The sequence below is a fragment of the Roseomonas sp. TF40 genome, assembly GCF_057219975.1.
In genome coordinates, this window is the sequence record NZ_JBXVVR010000009.1 from 1 (window position 1) to 17,686 (window position 17,686).

The window sequence follows — 17,686 nt, forward strand, 5'->3', positions numbered from 1 at the left end:
ACCTGGCCCATAGCGCGTCCTTCCATGCCTGGGAAAAGACTGCACCATCAAACCCTGGGATCAAACACCTAGAGCACGAGCTGCGTTCATGAGAACGCAGCGTGCTCTAAGGGCCGCCTGCTATCCCAGAAGCCGCGCGAGCGCCGGGGAGAGCGCGATGCTCTCCACCGGCCCATGCGGGATGAGGTCCGCGCGCGGTGAACCGAGCGCCGCGATGATGGCCTGCACGCCCGTCTCCACCGAGCAGAGCACCGGCACCGCCACGCGCGGCGCGATCATCGCGCGCAGCCCGGCGAGGCCCGCCCCGCCCAGGATCACCACCTGCGCGCCGGCCGCGATGGCCTCGTTGCAACTGCCCACGAGGCTGTCCACCGCGCCTTCCGGGTCGCGCGCGATCTCCGCCCCCGTCGGCGTGATGGTGTGCACGCCGCTCAGCGCCGCCGCATAGCCGCGTGCGGCGAAGAATTCGGTGAGCATGGGCCGCCACGCCACGCCGCCCGTCACCACGCCGAAGCGCGCGCCCAGCTTCAAGGCAGCGAGGGCCGAGGCCTCGGCGAGGCCCAGCACCGGCACGGGCGAGACCTCCTTCAGCGCGTCCAGCCCCGGATCCCCGAAGCAGCCCAGCAGCACGCCCTCCACGCCCGCGCCATGTTCCGCGAAGGCATCCAGCGCCGCATGGCCGGCGATGGCGCTCGCCGCGCGGCTGGCGATGTAGCGCGCGCCGAAACGGCCCGTCGCCCCCTCGAAAAGCACGCCCGGCGGCGCCAGGGCATTGGCGATATCGACGAGCCTGTCGGTGAGTGCCGCCGTTGTGTTGGCGTTGATCAGCAGGATGCGGCGCGGTGCGCTCAGGTCGGGTCGCCGCTCGCCAGATACCATGCCATGATCTCCTGCCCCTGCATGAAGACGGTATCGGGCAGGGCGAGCAGATCGTCCAGCATCGCCTCGAAGGCCGCGATGCGGTGCGGCACGGCGCTGATATAGGGGTGGACGGCGAAGCACATGACCTTGGGCGTGCGCGTCGCCTCCGCCAGCAGCCGCGCGGCGGCAAGGCGGGCGCGGCGGGGGAGTTCCTGCTCGTCATGGTGCTGGATCATGGCGATGGGGATGTCGTTCAGCTCGGCGCTGTAGGGCATGGTCAGCATCGGCCCCTGCGCGGTGGCGAGCCGGCAGGGCAGGTCATCGACGATCCAGTCGGCGCAGTAGCGGATGCCGGCCTCGGCCAGCAGGTCCGGCGTCTCCAGCGTCTCGGTGAGGCCCGGGCCGAGCCAGCCGGGCGGCGGCGCGCCGGTGCAGGCGCGGATGGCCTCCACCGTCTGCGCGATCATCGCGCGCTGGTCGGCCACGCGATGGGTCGGCACCTGGACATGGCCATGGCCCATGAACTCCCACCCCGCATCGCGCGCGGCGTTCGCGACGCGCGGATAGGTGGTGCAGACCGAGCCATTGATCGACAGCGTGGGTCTTATGCCGCGCTTCTCGAAAGCTTGGAGAAAGCGCCAGAAGCCCACGCGCATGCCGTATTCATGCCAGGCCCAGTTCGCGAGATCCGGCTGCAGCGCGGCCCCGGTCGGCGCAGAGAGCACCTGGCGCGGCATCGGATTGTCGATCAGCCAGGTCTCGACATTGACCACGGGCCAGATGATCAGCCGCTGCCCGCCCGGCAGGGCCGAGGGCGGGCGATCCTGCGGCGCCGCATAGGCGAGCCGATCCTCGGGACGCATCACGCCGCCTTCTTGCCATGGTGCGAGTGCAGCCGCGAGCCGAGATCGCGCCGCACCTCGTTGAACTCGGGCGAGGCCACGTCGCGCGGGCGCGCGAGGTCGATGCGCTCGGCGCTCGCGATGCGCCCCGGGCCGGGCTCCATCACCACCACGCGGTCGCTGAGGAAGATCGCCTCCTCGATGGAATGGGTCACGAACAGCACGGTCAGCCCGGTGCGCTGCCAGAGATCGAGCAACTCATCCTGCAACCGCTCGCGCGTCATCGCATCCAGCGCGCCGAAGGGTTCGTCCATCAGCACCACCTCGGCATCATTGGCGAGCACGCGCGCGATCGCCACGCGCTGCTTCATGCCGCCCGAGAGCTGGTGCGGATGCGCATCCGCGAAGCGGGACAGGCCGATCAGCGCGATGAAGCGCTCGGCCGTCTCACGCACCTCGGCCTTGGGGCGGCCGCGGCTCAGCGGTCCGAAGGCGATGTTCTCGCGCACGGTGAGCCAGGGGAACAGGCCGTAATCCTGGAACACCATGCCGCGATCCGGCGCCGGCCCCTCGATGGGCTTGCCCCACATCAGCGCCTGGCCCGCGCTCGGCTTCTCGAAGCCTGCGACGATGCGCAGCAGGGTCGACTTGCCACAGCCCGAGGCGCCGATCAGGCAGACGAACTCGCCCTTCTTCACGGTGAGGTTCGCATCGCGCAGCGCCTCGATGCGCGCATCGCCCAGCGTATAGGTCTTGCCGACACCCTGGATGTCGAGGATGGGGATCTCAGCCACGGTGCGAGGGGCTCCAGCGCAGGAGGCGGTTCATCAGCATCACCACCACGCGGTCGCTGACGAAGCCCGCGATGCCGATGACGATCATGCCGCAGATGACGAGTTCGGTGCGGCTCAGCGTGCGCCCATCCATGATGACCGCACCCAGCCCCTGCGGCACGCCCGTCATCTCGCCCACCACGATGACGAACCACGCCAGGCCGAGGCCGAGCCGCAGGCCGGTGAAGATGGATGGCAGCGCGGCGGGCAGCACCACCTTGAAGAACTGCGCATTGCCGCGGCAGCCCAGCATGGAGGCGGCCTCGAACAGCCGCGGCTCGACATTCTTCACCCCGAAGATCGTGTTCAGCAGGATCGGGTAGAAGGCGCCGAGAAACACCAGGAAGAAGGCCGAGGTCGAACCCAGCCCGAACAGGATCATCGACAGCGGCAGCCAGGCGGTGACCGGGATGGGCCGCATCAATTGCAGGAAGGGGTCGAGCAATTGCCGCACCAGCTCGACGCGCCCGATCAGCAGGCCGAGCGGCACGGCCACCAGCGCGGCCAGCAGGAAGCCGCCATAGACCCGGCTCGCCGAGGCCAGCAGGTGCAGATGCAGCGTCGCCGAGAAGGCGTCGTCCCAGATGCCGCCGATGGCGAAATCGACCATGTATTCGGCGACATCGGCCGGCGAGGGGATCAGGCGCGTCATGCCCGCCTTCACCGCGAGATGCCAGAACAGCAGCAGCGCCAGCGGCACGATGAGGGAGAGCAGGACAGGCTTCGCCCGGCGCAGGAAACGCACCGCACCGGTGGCCGGCGTCACCGCCACCGGCGCGGTCATTGTGGCCTCCGACATGGCCTGCCCTCCCCCTGCCGTGTCAGCTCATCGCCACTTCGTTGGAGAAGCGCGGGTTGAGGAAGGTGTTGAAGTTCGGCAGCTGGCGGATCTGGCGCATCTCCAGCATCTGCTGCGCATAGGCGCGCGACTGCGTCAGCACCGTGTCGTCGAGCTTCCAGATGTATTCGACGTTCCCCGCGCCCAGCGCCTGCTCGACGGCGGCGCGCGGCGCACCCAGGATGCGCACCGTGGCGTCGGCGACCTCGCGCGGATTGGCCATCATGAACTCGCTCGCGCGGCGATGGATGCCGAGCATGGTGCGCACCAGCGCGGGATCCTGCGCGATGATCTGCTCGCTCGTCGCGAAGATCATGTTGAGCCCGCCCATCGCGGTGCCATAGGGGTATTCCACCAGCTGGCCCACGCCCGAGGAGATGGACAGGCCCGGCCCCGGCTCGGCGCCGACATAGGCGTCGATGTCGCCGCGGTTCAGCATCGCGTGCATCTCGCCGAAGGGCACGCGCACGGCGGTGATGTCGCGCACCGTCATGCCGCTCTGGCGCAGCCGCTCGAGGATGAAGACCTCCTGCGTCGAGCCCGGCCAGATTCCTACGCGCCTGCCGCGCAGATCGGCGATGCTGCGGATCGGCCCGCCCGCCTTGGAGATCACGCCCATGCCGCGGTTGCAGAAGGCGCCGACCACGACAACGGGCTCACCCGCCGCCGCCCCCAGCGTGGCGGCGGCGATGCCGAAGCCGCCGAACTCCACGCTGCGCGTCACCACGGCGTTCTTGCCATCGGTCGGGCTGTCGAAGGTGGTGATGTCGATCGTAAGTCCAGCGGGAGCAAATCGCTGGTAGAAATGCGGCGTCATCGAATGGATCAGGCGCAGCGAGCCCATCTTCACCGTGCGCGGCGCCTGCGCATTGGCGATGTGCGGGGCCGCGAGCGGCGCGAGGGCAGCGGTGGCGAGAAGGTGACGGCGGCGGATCATCATGCGTTCTCCTGTGGGGTTGGTCAGGCGGTGGCGAGCTGGGCGATGAAGGCGCGCCAGCCGCCGAAGCGGGTGATGTCCTGCGCGCCGGCAAGGCCCGCAGGCTCAACAAGGAAGCCCTTGGGCGTGCTGCCATCGGCCAGGATCAGCGTGCCGATGCACAAGGGCGCGGGGATGCCGGCGACGAAGCGCCCGAACCCATCCTCGGGCAGCGCCCAGACCTCGGTGGCGATGGCCGCGCCCTGCTCGGCGCCGACGCGCAGCAGGCCGGGCCGCCGCGGCGGGCCGCCGGCCAGGGCGTGCAGGCGATAGAGGGGCGCGGTCTCCACGGCGCGGCGGAACTCGGCGCCTTGCGCCACCAACTCGGCATTCAGCGCCATGCCGGACAGATGCGCGCCGACGACGCAGATCTCGATCATGCGGCGATCTCCATCGCGAAACGGGCGAGCCGCGCATCGCTCTCGCGCGGGCCGACCAGGGTGACGCCGAAGGGCAGGCCATCCGGGCGCATCGCCCCCGGCACGGCCAGCGCGGCGAGGTCGAGCAGGTTGACGAAATTCGTGTAGGTGCCGAGCCGCGCATTGGGGCCGATCGGGTCAGCGGCGAGTTCCGCCAGCGTCGGGAAGTTGGGCGCGGTGGGCAGCAGCAGCGCGTCGATCCCCGCCCAGCTGGCGCGCGTGGCCAGGCGCAGCGCGGCCAGGCGATGCAGCCCGGCGAAGGCATCGGTTGCCGAGAATCGCGCCGCGCCGGCCAGGATTCGCTGCGTCACCGGATGCATGACCTCGCGCGGCACCGCGGCCCCGAAGGCGGCGTCGCGCTCAGCGACGAAGGCGCCCTCATAGAGCAGCCGCGCGACTTCGAGGAAAGGCGAGAGATCGACTTCCCTGAGCGTGGCAGCGCCCCCGATGCGCGCGATCGAGGCTTCCCAGGCTGCGCGCTGCTCGGGCCCGTCGAGATGCAGGTCGGCGGCGCGGGGGATGCCCAGGCAGCGCAGCGGCGCCGCCAGGGAGGGCGTGCCGATCACGCCCGGGCGCGACCAGGGATCGGCCGCATCCGCGCCCGCCATCACCGCGAAGCAGGTCCAGGCATCCGCGACGTTGGTGGCGAAGACGGAGACGCAATCGAGGCTCGGGCAGGCCGGCACCACGCCGCGATTCGGCACTAGGCCAAGCGAGGGCTTGAGGCCGACCAGCCCGTTCAGCGCCGCCGGCACACGCCCGCTGCCCGCCGTATCCGTCCCCAGCGCGAGCAGCGCGAGACCCTGCGCCACCGCCACCGCGGAGCCGGAAGACGACCCGCCCGGCACGCGATCCGGCGCGCAGGCATTGCGCGGCACGGGGTGGGGCGTCCGCACGCCGACGAGGCCCGTGGCGAACTGGTCGAGATTAGTCTTGCCGATGATGATCGCCCCCGCCGCGCGCAGCCGCGCCACGGCCGGCGCGTCCTCGGCCGGCAGGCGCGCATAGGCCGGGCAGGCCGCGGTGGTGGGCATGCCCGCCACATCGATATTGTCCTTCACCGCCACCGGCACGCCCCAGAGCGGGAAGCGCACGGTGTCGCGCGTCGGCAGGGCGGCGAGCGCCTCGGCCAGCGCGGCGGCGTCCGGCTGGTGCAGGAAGATGCCGGGATCGGCCAGGGCGCGCGCGCGCTCGGCCAGCTCCGCGAGCAGGGCGGCCGGGGTCAGGCCCGCGGCATAGGCGTCATGCAGCGCGGCGATGGTGGCGGGCAAGGGCATGACCCTGCCCTAGCAAGACACGCGCCAAGCGCCGGGCCCTGGGACAGGCACGGCGAATCAGGGGTTTGCGAAAAATGGATCCCTGTTCATGTATGCAAGGCGGCTCGAAACAGGCCCATATGCCGACAAATTAGGCAGCACTCGGATGCCGCCGCGCCCCCGCCATGGCATTCCAGGTCTCCCCGGTCACGCCGATATGCCGCCGCAGCGCCGCCGCCGCCTCCGCCGCATCGCCGCGCTGGATCGCGGTCAGGATCGCGCCATGCTCCTCATGCGAGCGCCGCAGCCGGTCCGGCGCCTCGAGCTGCGCGGCACGGAAAGGGGCGAGGCGCCGTCGCGTGGCGGTGGCGATCTCGGACAGATAGGCGTTCCGCGCCCCCGCATAGAGCAGATGGTGGAAGGCGACATTGGCGGCGCGATAGGCGGCCACGTCGCCCGCCCGCACCATCGCCGCCATGCCGGCGTGCTGGCGTTCCAGCCCGCGCCGCTGCGCCGGGCTCATCGCCACGGCGCAGAGCCCCGCGGCCATCGCCTCCAGCTCCGCCATCACCACGAACATGTCGCCGAGCTGCGCCGCATCCGGCACCGCCACCACCGCGCCGCGTCTCGGCGCGATCTGCACCAGCCCGGTCGGCGCCAATTGGCGCAGCGCCTCGCGCACCGGGGTGCGGGAGACGCCGAAGCGCGCGGCGAGCTGCGTCTCATCCAGCGCCGTGCCGGGCTTGAGCTGCGCGCCCACGATCTCCTCCGCCAGCGCGGCCGCGATCGCCTCGGCCCGCGTGACGGGGCGCGGCGCGGGGCTCGGGGCGATGTCCGGCGGGCGGGGCATGGCGCCGTTGTGATCCCATGCGCCCGCCCTGTGCAAGCAGGAGATGATCCCCGCGCAGGACGTGACGCGCCCCGCGCGCCGTCGCACAATGCGGCGTGGGATTCACGATGGAGCGACACGGATGAAGACGCGCGCGGCGGTGGCCTGGGCGGCGGGCAAGCCCCTCTCGATCACCGAGGTCGAGATCGGCGGGCCGAAGGCCGGCGAGGTGCTCATCGAGGTGAAGGCCACGGGCCTGTGCCATACCGACCTCTACACCCTCTCGGGCGCCGATCCGGAGGGGCTGTTTCCCGCCATCCTCGGCCATGAAGGCGCCGGCATCGTGCGCGAGATCGGCGCCGGCGTGACCAGCGTGAAGCCCGGCGACCATGTGATCCCGCTCTACACGCCCGAATGCCGGCAGTGCAAAACCTGCCTGTCGCAGCGCTCGAACCTGTGCACCGCCATCCGCGCGACGCAGGGCAAGGGCGTGATGCCGGACGGCACCTCCCGCTTCTCCTGCGAGGGTGGACCGGTGATGCACTACATGGGCTGCTCGACCTTCGCGAACCACACGATCCTGCCCGAGATCGCCCTGGCCAAGGTGCGTGAGGACGCGCCCTTCGAGAAGATCTGCTACATCGGCTGCGGCGTGACCACCGGCATCGGGGCTGTGATCAACACGGCCAAGGTCTGGCCCGGCGCCAATGTCGCCGTCTTCGGCCTGGGCGGCATCGGGCTCAACGTCATCCAGGGCGCGCGGATGGTCGGCGCCGACCGGATCATCGGCATCGACCTCAACCCGAAGCGCGAGGAGATGGCGCGGAAGTTCGGCATGACCGACTTCCTCAACCCGAACGAGATCGGCCACGACAAGGTGGTGCAGGCCATCATCGACCTGACGGGCGGTGGTGCGGACTTCTCCTTCGAATGCATCGGCAATGTGAAGGTGATGCGCCAGGCGCTGGAATGCACGCATCGCGGCTGGGGCGAGAGCATCATCATCGGCGTGGCCGGGGCGGGGCAGGAGATCGCGACGCGGCCCTTCCAGCTCGTCACCGGCCGCTCCTGGCGCGGCACCGCCTTCGGCGGCGCGCGCGGGCGCACCGACGTGCCGAAAATCGTGGACTGGTACATGCAGGGAAAGATCGACATCGACAGCCTGATCACCCATGTGATGCCGCTGGATGAGATCAACCACGGCTTCGAACTGATGGAGCGGGGCGAATCCATCCGGTCCGTTGTCGTGTACTGAGGGCTTGATGCTGCGATTGACCGAACTCAAGCTGCCGCTCGATCACGCGCCCGGCGCGATCGAGCAGGCGGTGCGCGCGAAGCTGGGACTGCGGGAGGGCGAGCTGCGCGCCTGCACCGTGGCCCGGCGCGCCTGGGATGCGCGCAAGCGTTCGGCGATCGAGCTGGTCTATTCCGTGGACATCGAGGTGGCGGATGAGGCCGCGCTGCTGCGCCGCCATGCGCGGGACAAGGTGCTCTCCCGCACCCTCGGTCCCACGCCCGACACCAGCTACCGCCATGTCGCGCGCGCGCCGGAGGGCATCCCGCGCCCCGTCGTGATCGGCACCGGGCCCTGCGGCCTCTTCGCCGCGCTGGTCCTGGCGGAGATGGGCTTCCGGCCAATCATCCTCGACCGCGGCAAGGTGGTGCGCGAACGCACCAAGGATACCTGGGCGCTGTGGCGCCGCTCGGTGCTCACGCCCGAGAGCAATGTGCAATTCGGCGAGGGCGGCGCGGGCACCTTCTCCGACGGCAAGCTCTGGTCCGGCATCAAGGACCCGCAGCATCTCGGCCGCAAGGTGCTCACCGAATTCGTCGCGGCCGGCGCGCCGGAGGAGATCCTCTGGGTCGCCAAGCCGCATATCGGCACCTTCCGCCTGGTGCAGATGGTGGAAAGCCTGCGCGCGAAGATCGAGGCGCTGGGCGGCGAGTATCGCTTCGGCACCAAGGTGACCGACCTGCTCGTGGAGGTCGGGCGCGACGGCATCCGCCGCACGCGCGGCGTGGTGACCGAGGCGGGCGAGACCATCGCCACCGACCATGTCGTGCTCGCCATCGGCCACAGCGCACGCGACACCTTCGCGATGCTGCTGGACCGCGGCGTGCATATCGAGCCCAAGCCCTTCTCGATCGGTGTGCGCATCGAGCATCCGCAATCGATCATCGACCGTGCGCGCTTCGGCGATTTCGCCGGCAATCCCATTCTTGGCGCCGCCGACTACAAGCTCGTGCACCATTGCGGCAATGGCCGCAGCGTCTATTCCTTCTGCATGTGTCCCGGCGGCACCGTGGTCGCCGCCACCTCCGAGCCCGGCCGCGTGGTGACCAATGGCATGAGCCAGTATTCGCGCGCCGAGCGCAACGCGAATGCCGGCATCGTGGTGGGCATCACGCCGGAGGTCGACTACCCCGACGGTCCGCTCGCCGGCATCGCGCTGCAGCGGCATTGGGAGACGCAGGCCTTCCTCGCCGGCGGCGGCACCTATGCCGCGCCGGGCCAGCGCGTGGGCGATTTCCTCGCCGGGCGACCCTCGACCGAACTCGGCGCCGTGATCCCGAGCTACAAGCCCGGCGTGACGCCGACCGACCTCGCGCGCTGCCTGCCGGATTTCGTGGTCAGCGCGATCCGCGAGGCGCTGCCCGCCTTCGGCCGCCAGATCGCCGGCTTCGACATGGCGGATGCGGTGATGACCGGCGTCGAGACGCGCACCTCCTCGCCCATCCGCATCCGGCGCGATGCGACGATGCAGAGCCTCAACACGCGCGGCCTCTACCCGGCCGGCGAGGGCGCGGGCTATGCGGGGGGCATCTTCTCGGCCGGCGTGGACGGCATCCGCGTGGCGGAGGCGCTGGCGCGCAACGTGGCGGGCCTCGGCGCGGCGGAAGCCGCCTGAGCGCCATGCGGGATTTCGATGTCGTCGTGCTCGGCGCCGGCGCGGCCGGGTTGTTCTGCGCGATGCGCGCGGGGCAACGCGGGCGGCGCGTGCTGCTGCTCGACCATGCCGAGGCGCCGGGCAAGAAGATTCTCATCTCCGGCGGTGGGCGCTGCAACTTCACGAATACGGGCTGCGTCCCCGAGCGCTTCCTCTCGGCCAATCCGCATTTCGCGCGCTCGGCGCTCAGCCGCTACACGCAGCACGACTTCATCGCGCTGGTGCGCAAGCACGGCATCGCCTTCCATGAGAAGACGCTGGGCCAATTGTTCTGCGACGGATCGGCACGGCAGATCGTGGCGATGCTGCTGGCGGAATGCGATGCCGCGGGGGTGGATCTGCGCCTCGATCACCGCATCACCGAGGTGACGCGCGCCGATCGCTTCCGCATCACCACCTCGCGCGGGGAGTTCAGCGCGGACTCCCTCGTGCTCGCCACCGGTGGGCTGTCGATCCCGAAGATGGGCGCGACGGGCTTCGCACATGACCTCGCGCAGCGCTTCGACCTGCCGCTGACCGAGATCCGCCCGGGCCTGGTGCCGCTGACCTTCGGCGATGCGATGCTGGAATTGATGCGCCCGCTCTCCGGCCTCGCGCTGGAGGCGATCGCGCGCGCCGGCAAGGCCGCCTTCCGCGAGGCGCTGCTCTTCACCCATCGCGGCCTCTCCGGCCCGGCCATCCTGCAGGCGAGCAGTTATTGGCGCGAGGGCGCGACCCTGACGCTCGATCTGGTACCGGAGCGCGACGCCACCGCGCATCTGCTCGCCGGCAAGCGCGCGCGCCCGAAGGCTGAGCCGAAGACGATCCTGGCCGAATTGCTGCCGCAGCGCCTCGCCCAGGCCATGGCCGCGCTGCATCTGCCGCCGCGCGTGATCGGCGAGGTCGGCGACGCCGATCTGCGCCGCCTCGGCGCGCTGCTCAAGGCCTGGACGCTGAAGCCCTCCGGCACCGAAGGCTATGCCAAGGCCGAGGTCACGCTCGGCGGCGTGGACACCGCCGCGCTGTCCTCGCAGAGCATGATGGCGAAGGCCGTGCCAGGACTCTTCGTGATCGGCGAGGCGGTGGACGTGACCGGCTGGCTCGGCGGCTACAATTTCCAATGGGCCTGGTCGAGCGGCTGGGCGGCCGGAGAGGCCGCATGAAGCGCTACGCCGCCGCCTGAAGCCCGCCCGCCTTCAGGATGAAGGCCGCGATCTCCGCCACGCCCTGCTCGGCCTTGAGGTTCGTGAAGATGAAGGGCCGCGCGCCGCGCATCTTCTTCGCGTCGCGGTCCATCACGCCGAGATCCGCACCCACCAGCGGCGCGAGGTCGGTCTTGTTGATCACCAGCAGGTCGCTGCGCGTGATGCCCGGCCCGCCCTTGCGCGGGATCTTGTCACCGGCCGAGACGTCGATCACGTAGATCGTCAGATCCGCGAGTTCCGGGCTGAAGGTGGCGGCGAGGTTGTCCCCGCCGCTCTCGATGAAGAGGATCTCGAGGCCGGGGAAGCGCGCGCTCATTTCCGCCACCGCGGCGAGGTTGATGGAGGCGTCCTCGCGGATCGCGGTATGCGGGCAGCCGCCGGTCTCCACGCCCATGATTCGGTCGGGCGAGAGCGCGCCGCTGCGCGTGAGGAATTCCGCATCCTCCTTTGTGTAGATGTCGTTGGTGATGGCGGCGACATCGTTGCCCTGGCGCATCGCCTTGCACAGGCGCTCGACCAGCGCGGTCTTGCCGGAGCCGACCGGACCGCCGACGCCGACGCGGAAAGGGCCGTTCGTCCGATGACCGAAGCGCAGCTGCTGCGCGGAGGTCTGAATCGGCCGATCAGAGGATGCACTCATGAGCGGAAAAGCCTCGTATACTGGGTTTCGTGACGCATCGAGAACAGGTCCAGCACCGGCGCGGCGCTGCCGAGTTCATCGGGCGAGGTGATGGCGAGCGCGGCTTCCGTCGCGGTCGCGACCGCCGGCAGCAGCGCGGCGGTGGCGATCTGCCCATCCGTCTGGCCCAGCGGCACCAGCCGCACGCCGGCGGAGACGATGTTCGCCGCGAAGGCGTTCAGCCAGCCGAAGCAGGCCTCGCGCAGCGGCACGCCGTGGAAGCAGGCCGCCGCGCCGAAGGCCACCGCATGGGTCAGCCGGCCGGGGTGGCGCGCGCTGTAGGCGGCGAAGCGCGGCTCGGGCCAGGCGCTGATGGTGACGCTGGCGAAGGCGTTGCCGGGCTGCGTGGCCTCCAGCGCCAGCTCCTGCGTGCCTCGCCAGGCGGCGGCGAGTTCCGTGATGTCGTCGAGTGCCGCGTCATCGCCCGCCGCCGCGGCACGCCAGGCGAGCGCGAGCAGCCCGCCATCCACCGCCCCCGCGCCCTGCGCCAGGGCGGCAGCGACATAGGCGACGAGGTCGTCCCGCCGCGTCACCGCCTCCTCCTCCACCGCCATCTCCAGCCCGTGGCTGTAGGAGAAGGCGCCAACCGGATAGGCCGGCGAGAGCCAGGCGAAGAGTCGCGCCAGCGCGGACGGACCCATGCGGGTGGGATCAGTGATGGTGGTGATGGTCGCCATCGCCATGATGGTGGTCATGTGCGTGGTCATGTGCATGGCCATGCGGGTGGGCCGGCGCGCGGTTGTGCTCGCCATAGGCGCCGCCCTCTGGGTTGAAGGGCGCGTTCACCGGCCGCACCGTCGCCCCCAGCCCCTCGAGCATGCGCAGGATCACGTGGTCATGCCGGATCAGGATCCGCCCCGCCTCGATCTCCGCCGGCAGGTGGCGATTCCCGAGATGCCAGGCCAGACGCATGAGATGCATGGGCGTGTTCGCCGTGACCTCGATCAGCGGCTCGGGCGCCGCGCGGACGCGCACATAGCCGCCGCCGACCAATTCCAGCCCATCGCCATCGCGCATCACCTGCGCCTCGGCGAGGTCGAGGATGAAGGCCAGCCCACCCTCGGCCGTGTAGAGCTTGCGGCGGCGATGGCGGTCGTCGAAATCGACGGTCACGGTGTCGCGCGCCTCCGCCTCCGGCCAGGTGCCGGCGGCATGGACGATGGTGGCGCGGGGAACGGCGCTGTCGGGCATGTGGCTCCTCAGAACAGGAAGTAGCGCTGCGCCATGGGCAGCACGGCGGCGGGCTCGCAGATCAGCAACTCGCCATCCGCGCGCACCTCATAGGTCTCGGCATCCACCTCGATCTTCGGCAGCGCGCTGTTCAGCACCATGTCGCGCTTGGTGATGCCGCCGCGGGTATTGCCGACCGCGAGCAGCGGCCGTGTCAGCCCGAGCTGCTTGCCGATATCGGCCTCCAGCGCGGCGGCAGAGGTGAAGGTGACCGAGGAGAGCAGGCCCGAACGGCCATAGCTGCCGAACATCGGGCGGTAGTGGATGGGCTGCGGCGTGGGGATGGAGGCGTTGGGATCGCCCATCGGCGCCATCGCGATGCTCCCGCATTTCAGCACGTAATCCGGCTTCACGCCGAAGAAGGCCGGCGACCAGAGCACGAGATCCGCGAGCTTGCCGACCTCGATGGACCCCACATGCGTGGCGATGCCCTGCGCGATGGCGGGGTTGATCGTGTATTTCGCGATGTAGCGGCGCACGCGCAGATTGTCGTTGTCGCCCGTCTCCCCGGGCAGGGATCCGCGCTGCACCTTCATCTTGTGCGCCGTCTGCCAGGTGCGGATGATCACCTCGCCCACCCGGCCCATCGCCTGGCTGTCGCTGCTCATCATGCTGATGGCGCCAAGGTCGTGCAGGATGTCCTCGGCCGCGATGGTCTCCTTGCGGATGCGGCTCTCGGCGAAGGCCACGTCCTCGGGGATGCGCGGGTCGAGGTGATGGCAGACCATGAGCATGTCGAGATGCTCATCCACCGTGTTGCGCGTGTAGGGCATGGTGGGGTTGGTGGAAGAGGGCAGGAAGTTCGGCTCGCCGATCACCTTGAGGATGTCCGGCGCATGGCCGCCGCCCGCGCCTTCCGTGTGGAAGGCCTGGATGGTGCGCCCGGCCACGGCGCGGATCGTCTCGTCCACGAAACCGCTTTCGTTCAGCGTGTCCGTGTGGATCGCGACCTGGATGTCGAAGCGGTCCGCGACATCGAGGCAGGTGTCGATGGCCTTGGGCGTGGTGCCCCAATCCTCATGCAGCTTGAGCCCGCAGGCGCCGGCGCGGATCTGCTCCTCGAGTGCCGCGGGCAGCGCCGCATTGCCCTTGCCGAGGAAGCCGAGATTCATCTGGAAGGCCTCGGCCGCCTGCATCATGCGCGCGATGTGCCACGGCCCCGGCGTGCAGGTGGTGGCCAGCGTGCCATGCGCGGGGCCCGTGCCGCCGCCGAACATGGTGGTGACGCCGGAGGCCAGCGCCTCCTCGATCTGCTGCGGACAGATGAAGTGGATATGCGGGTCGATCCCCCCCGCGGTGAGGATGCGCCCCTCACCCGCCAGAATCTCCGTGCCCGGGCCGATGATGATGGTGACACCGGGTTGCGTATCGGGGTTGCCGGCCTTGCCGATGGCGGCGATCCGCCCGTCCTTCAGCCCCACATCGGCCTTGTAGATGCCGGTGTGGTCCACGATCAGCGCATTGGTGATGACGGTGTCCATCGCGCCGCCGGCGCGCGTGACCTGCGACTGACCCATGCCATCGCGGATCACCTTGCCGCCGCCGAACTTCACCTCCTCGCCATAGGTGGTCAGGTCGCGCTCGACCTCGATGATCAGCGCGGTGTCGGCAAGGCGCAGGCGGTCGCCCGTGGTCGGGCCATACATGCCGGCATAGGCGCGGCGGGAAAGGCGGGTGGCCATGCTCAGAGCGCTCCTTCCGTCTCGCCGCGGAAGCCGTGCACGATGCGCGCGCCGGCATAGGGGATGAGCCGCACGCGACGCGACTGGCCGGGTTCGAAGCGCACCGCCGTGCCGGCCGCGATGTCCAGCCGCTTGCCGCGCGCCGCGGCGCGATCGAAGCGCAGCTCCGGATTCGTTTCGGCGAAGTGGTAATGGCTGCCGACTTGCACCGGCCGGTCGCCGGTGTTCGCGACGTCGAGTTCCGTCACCTCCCGGCCGGCATTGATCTCGATCTCCCCTTCCGCCGGGAACAGCTCGCCGGGGATCATCGGATGGGCTCGTGCACGGTGACGAGCTTGGTGCCGTCGGGGAAGGTGGCTTCCACCTGGATCTCGTGAATCATCTCGGCGACACCCTCCATCACCTGCGCGCGCGTGATGACGGTGCCGCCATCGCGCATGAGTTCGGCCACGCTGCGCCCGTCCCGCGCGCCCTCAACCACGAAATCAGTGATGAGCGCCACCGCCTCGGGGTGGTTGAGCTTCACGCCGCGTTCCAGCCGCCGGCGCGCCACCATCGCCGCCATGGCGACCAGCAGCTTGTCCTTCTCGCGCGGTGTCAGGTTCATGCCTCACCTCTCCTGTCGGCCGAGCATGCCGCAATCCGGATCATGTGCGCCAGAGCCGCGGCAGTCTGGCGGGGTGGCCGAAGGCGGCCTGGCGCAGCACCATCAGCGCCGCCCCCAGCGCCGCGCGCACCGCCCCCGCCTCGCCCTGCCAGCGGGCCAGCAGCAGGCCCGGCGCCACGAGGCTCGCGCCCCCGGCGGCGAGTTCGCGCGCCTGCTCGCGATGCGTCGCGGCCTCGGGCATCGCCAGCAGCAGCGTGGCCAGCGCGCCGGCGCCATCCAGCCCGAAGCGGCTGGCCCGCAACGCCGCCGGATCCGCCAGGCGCAGCGTATCCGCCCAGGCCAGCCTTCCGCCGCGGCGCAGCCGCCAGGAATCCTGCACGGCGCCCTGGGTCAGCACCTCACCGCGCGCGGCACGGCCGAGCACAAGCATCTCCGCCGCGATGAGGCGCGCCGTGGGCGCGAGGGCGATGTCGATGCGCCGGCGCAGCCGCGCGCCATCGAAAAGGATCGTCTCCTGCGGAAGCCATTCACAGATGGCATCCTCTCCGAGATCGATATTCGTTGCGATCTCCGTCTCCGGCCCCAGGCTGCGATAGATCTTCTCGGCCGCCGCCGTCGTCATGGTGAAGCGCGTGCCGGCATCGAGCGTGAGGGAAAAGGCGGCGCTGTCGCCGCCTGCGAGCCCGCCCGCGACATTCACCAGCGCCGCGGTGCTCGGCTCATCGGGGTCATGGTCGGGAAAGAGCACGCGCAGCGGTGCGGATTGATCGAGCGTGACAAGGCGCGCGCCACCAGGCGCCGCCGCAAAGCGCAAGGCGGCGCTGCCACGTGCTCTCTGATGATGCGGCGCTGCGATCGCGGCGATGCTCATGCGCGCAGCCTTGCATGTGCGATGGATCGTGCAAACCTCCCGAAGCGCGGCGCGATGCGCCTGCATTGCAGCGCGCTCATGTGCACAAGCAAGTGGCGCGCCGGGCCGGCTTCGGGGCACGCATCGCATAGGCGTGAGGCAGAGCCTTCGCGGCGCGGCAAGGCCGGGGGTCGGCCCGCGCGCGAATCGTATGCGAATCAGCCCCCGGCCCTGTGGCCCGCCCGCCATGGGAGCCTTGGCATGAGTCTCGCTAGTCCGCCCGCTGGGCAGACAGCCAGCCGTCTCCGGACCGGCGCGGACCGCCACCCGAAAAAGACCATGACCATCGCAGGAGGCTCCCGATCAAATGACGAAGCGTTTCTCCCTGACCCGTCGCGCGGCCCTGGCCGGCCTTGGCGGCGCGCTTGCCATGCCGGCCATCCGCCCGTCCTTCGCGCAAGCCGCGCCGATCCGCGTCGGCGTGCTGCATTCGCTGTCCGGCACCATGGCGATCAGCGAGACCGCGCTGCGCGACACGGTGCTGATGATGATCGAGTGGCAGAATGCGCGCGGCGGCATCCTCGGCCGGCGGCTCGAGCCGGTGGTGGTGGACCCGGCCTCCAACTGGCCGCTCTTCGCCGAGAAGGCGCGCGAGCTGCTGCAGGTCAGCCGCGTGGACGTGACCTTCGGCTGCTGGACCTCGGTCTCCCGCAAGTCCGTGCTGCCGGTCTTCGAGGAGCTCAACGGCCTGCTCTTCTACCCGGTGCAGTATGAGGGCGAGGAAGAGAGCAAGAACATCTTCTACACCGGCGCCGCGCCGAACCAGCAGGCGATCCCGGCGGTGGAATACCTGATGTCGGCCGATGGCGGCAGCGCGCGGCGCATCGCCCTGCTCGGCACGGATTATGTGTATCCGCGCACGACGAACCGCATCCTGCGCGCCTTCCTGAACTCGAAGGGCATCCCGGATTCCGACATTCTCGAGGAATACACGCCCTTCGGCCATTCCGACTGGCAGGGCATCGTCAGCCGCGTGAAGCGCTTCGCCGGCGAGGGCAAGAAGACCGCCATCGTCTCGACCATCAATGGCGACGCGAACGTGCCCTTCTACCGCGAGCTCGGCAACCAGGGCATCAAGGCCGAGGACATCCCCTCGGTCGCCTTCTCGGTGGGTGAGGAAGAGCTCGCCGGCATCGACACGCGCCCGCTGGTTGGCCATCTGGCCGCCTGGAACTACTTCATGTCGGTGCAGTCGCCCGCGAACACGGAGTTCCTGAACCTCTGGCGCGCCTATATCCGCAACCCGCGCCGCGTGACCAACGACCCGATGGAAGCCACGCTGATCGGCTTCAAGATGTGGGCGCAGGCGGTGGCCCAGGCCGGCACGACCGCGGTCGACGCGGTGCGCACCGCGATGTACGGCCAGAAGGTGGATGCGCCGAGCGGCTTCACGCTCGAGATGCACCGCAACCACCACCTCTCCAAGCCGGTGATGATCGGCGAGGTGCAGGCCGATGGCCAGTTCAACATCGTCTGGCGCACCCCCGGCCCGATCGTGGCCGAGAACTGGTCGCCCTTCATCCCGGAGAACGCCAACCGGCGCCGCGGCTGAGGCCTTCGGGGGCGGCGCCGAGCCGCCCCCGAACATCATC

General features: G+C 70.1%; 19 protein-coding genes. 4 read left to right on the forward strand and 15 right to left on the reverse strand.

The genetic code is table 11. From position 1 onward, the window contains the following. Nucleotides 1-120 precede the first annotated feature (120 nt). From AC2D9U_RS20980 to AC2D9U_RS21015, 8 genes are all read right to left on the reverse strand, one after another. Nucleotides 121-879, reverse strand: coding sequence for an aspartate/glutamate racemase family protein (locus AC2D9U_RS20980; protein ID WP_484752585.1), 759 nt, complete (start codon nt 877-879; stop codon nt 121-123). Beyond that, nucleotides 849-1,724 carry a polysaccharide deacetylase family protein gene (locus AC2D9U_RS20985; RefSeq protein WP_484752587.1) on the reverse strand — a complete coding sequence of 292 codons (876 nt, stop codon included), beginning with the start codon at nt 1,722-1,724 and terminating at the stop codon, nt 849-851. Before AC2D9U_RS20985 ends, AC2D9U_RS20980 begins: the two co-directional genes overlap by 31 nt. Beyond that, the gene (locus AC2D9U_RS20990; protein WP_484752589.1) at nt 1,724-2,497 is read right to left on the reverse strand and encodes an ABC transporter ATP-binding protein; all 774 of its coding nucleotides are present in this window, start codon (nt 2,495-2,497) and stop codon (nt 1,724-1,726) included. The genes AC2D9U_RS20985 and AC2D9U_RS20990 overlap by 1 nt, the downstream gene beginning before the upstream one ends. Continuing rightward, entirely contained in the window at nt 2,490-3,335 is an 846-nt protein-coding gene (locus tag AC2D9U_RS20995) for an ABC transporter permease (protein WP_484752591.1), read from the reverse strand. The genes AC2D9U_RS20990 and AC2D9U_RS20995 overlap by 8 nt, the downstream gene beginning before the upstream one ends. Before the next feature lie 22 nt (nt 3,336-3,357). Further along, nucleotides 3,358-4,311: an ABC transporter substrate-binding protein gene (locus tag AC2D9U_RS21000; protein WP_484752593.1), complete on the reverse strand. Its 954-nt coding sequence runs from the start codon at nt 4,309-4,311 to the stop codon at nt 3,358-3,360. Nucleotides 4,312-4,334: 23 nt separating this feature from the next. Then, entirely contained in the window at nt 4,335-4,730 is a 396-nt protein-coding gene (locus tag AC2D9U_RS21005; RefSeq protein WP_484752595.1) for an allophanate hydrolase-related protein, read from the reverse strand. Further along, a complete protein-coding gene (atzF, locus tag AC2D9U_RS21010) occupies nt 4,727-6,046 on the reverse strand; it encodes an allophanate hydrolase (RefSeq protein WP_484752597.1) in 1,320 nt (439 codons plus the stop codon). The genes AC2D9U_RS21005 and atzF overlap by 4 nt, the downstream gene beginning before the upstream one ends. Nucleotides 6,047-6,176: 130 nt before the next feature. Further along, entirely contained in the window at nt 6,177-6,875 is a 699-nt protein-coding gene (locus AC2D9U_RS21015; RefSeq protein WP_484752599.1) for a GntR family transcriptional regulator, read from the reverse strand. Nucleotides 6,876-6,996: 121 nt separating this feature from the next. Between AC2D9U_RS21015 and AC2D9U_RS21020 the strand changes: the two genes are divergently transcribed. From AC2D9U_RS21020 to AC2D9U_RS21030, 3 genes are read left to right on the forward strand one after another with little or no spacing between them, the layout of a single operon-like run. Further along, a complete protein-coding gene (locus AC2D9U_RS21020; RefSeq protein ID WP_484752601.1) occupies nt 6,997-8,109 on the forward strand; it encodes an S-(hydroxymethyl)glutathione dehydrogenase/class III alcohol dehydrogenase in 1,113 nt (370 codons plus the stop codon). Between the two features lie 7 nt (nt 8,110-8,116). Next, complete coding sequence (locus tag AC2D9U_RS21025) at nt 8,117-9,763, forward strand: NAD(P)/FAD-dependent oxidoreductase (RefSeq protein ID WP_484752605.1); 1,647 nt, start codon at nt 8,117-8,119, stop codon at nt 9,761-9,763. Nucleotides 9,764-9,768: 5 nt separating this feature from the next. Next, entirely contained in the window at nt 9,769-10,944 is a 1,176-nt protein-coding gene (locus AC2D9U_RS21030) for a BaiN/RdsA family NAD(P)/FAD-dependent oxidoreductase (protein ID WP_484752607.1), read from the forward strand. Nucleotides 10,945-10,948: 4 nt separating this feature from the next. On the opposite strand, the gene ureG is transcribed toward AC2D9U_RS21030, so the two are convergent. The 7 genes from ureG to AC2D9U_RS21065 are packed head-to-tail and all read right to left on the reverse strand — an operon-like array spanning nt 10,949 to nt 16,055. Further along, on the reverse strand, nt 10,949-11,626 hold the full coding sequence (gene ureG / locus AC2D9U_RS21035; RefSeq protein ID WP_484752609.1) for an urease accessory protein UreG: 678 nt from the start codon (nt 11,624-11,626) through the stop codon (nt 10,949-10,951). Then, entirely contained in the window at nt 11,623-12,372 is a 750-nt protein-coding gene (locus AC2D9U_RS21040; RefSeq protein ID WP_484752611.1) for an urease accessory protein UreF, read from the reverse strand. The genes ureG and AC2D9U_RS21040 overlap by 4 nt, the downstream gene beginning before the upstream one ends. Next, on the reverse strand, nt 12,317-12,856 hold the full coding sequence (locus AC2D9U_RS21045; RefSeq protein ID WP_484752613.1) for an urease accessory protein UreE: 540 nt from the start codon (nt 12,854-12,856) through the stop codon (nt 12,317-12,319). Before AC2D9U_RS21045 ends, AC2D9U_RS21040 begins: the two co-directional genes overlap by 56 nt. Before the next feature lie 8 nt (nt 12,857-12,864). Beyond that, entirely contained in the window at nt 12,865-14,577 is a 1,713-nt protein-coding gene (ureC, locus tag AC2D9U_RS21050) for an urease subunit alpha (RefSeq protein WP_484752615.1), read from the reverse strand. 2 nt (nt 14,578-14,579) lie between these two features. Beyond that, a complete protein-coding gene (locus AC2D9U_RS21055; protein WP_484752616.1) occupies nt 14,580-14,885 on the reverse strand; it encodes an urease subunit beta in 306 nt (101 codons plus the stop codon). Then, nucleotides 14,882-15,184, reverse strand: coding sequence for an urease subunit gamma (locus tag AC2D9U_RS21060; protein WP_484752618.1), 303 nt, complete (start codon nt 15,182-15,184; stop codon nt 14,882-14,884). Before AC2D9U_RS21060 ends, AC2D9U_RS21055 begins: the two co-directional genes overlap by 4 nt. 40 nt (nt 15,185-15,224) lie before the next feature. After that, the gene (locus AC2D9U_RS21065; protein ID WP_484752619.1) at nt 15,225-16,055 is read right to left on the reverse strand and encodes an urease accessory protein UreD; all 831 of its coding nucleotides are present in this window, start codon (nt 16,053-16,055) and stop codon (nt 15,225-15,227) included. Nucleotides 16,056-16,401: 346 nt separating this feature from the next. Here AC2D9U_RS21065 and urtA point away from each other — a divergent pair, with 346 nt between their 5' ends. Further along, complete coding sequence (gene urtA / locus AC2D9U_RS21070) at nt 16,402-17,646, forward strand: urea ABC transporter substrate-binding protein (protein ID WP_484752621.1); 1,245 nt, start codon at nt 16,402-16,404, stop codon at nt 17,644-17,646. Nucleotides 17,647-17,686: the final 40 nt, after the last annotated feature.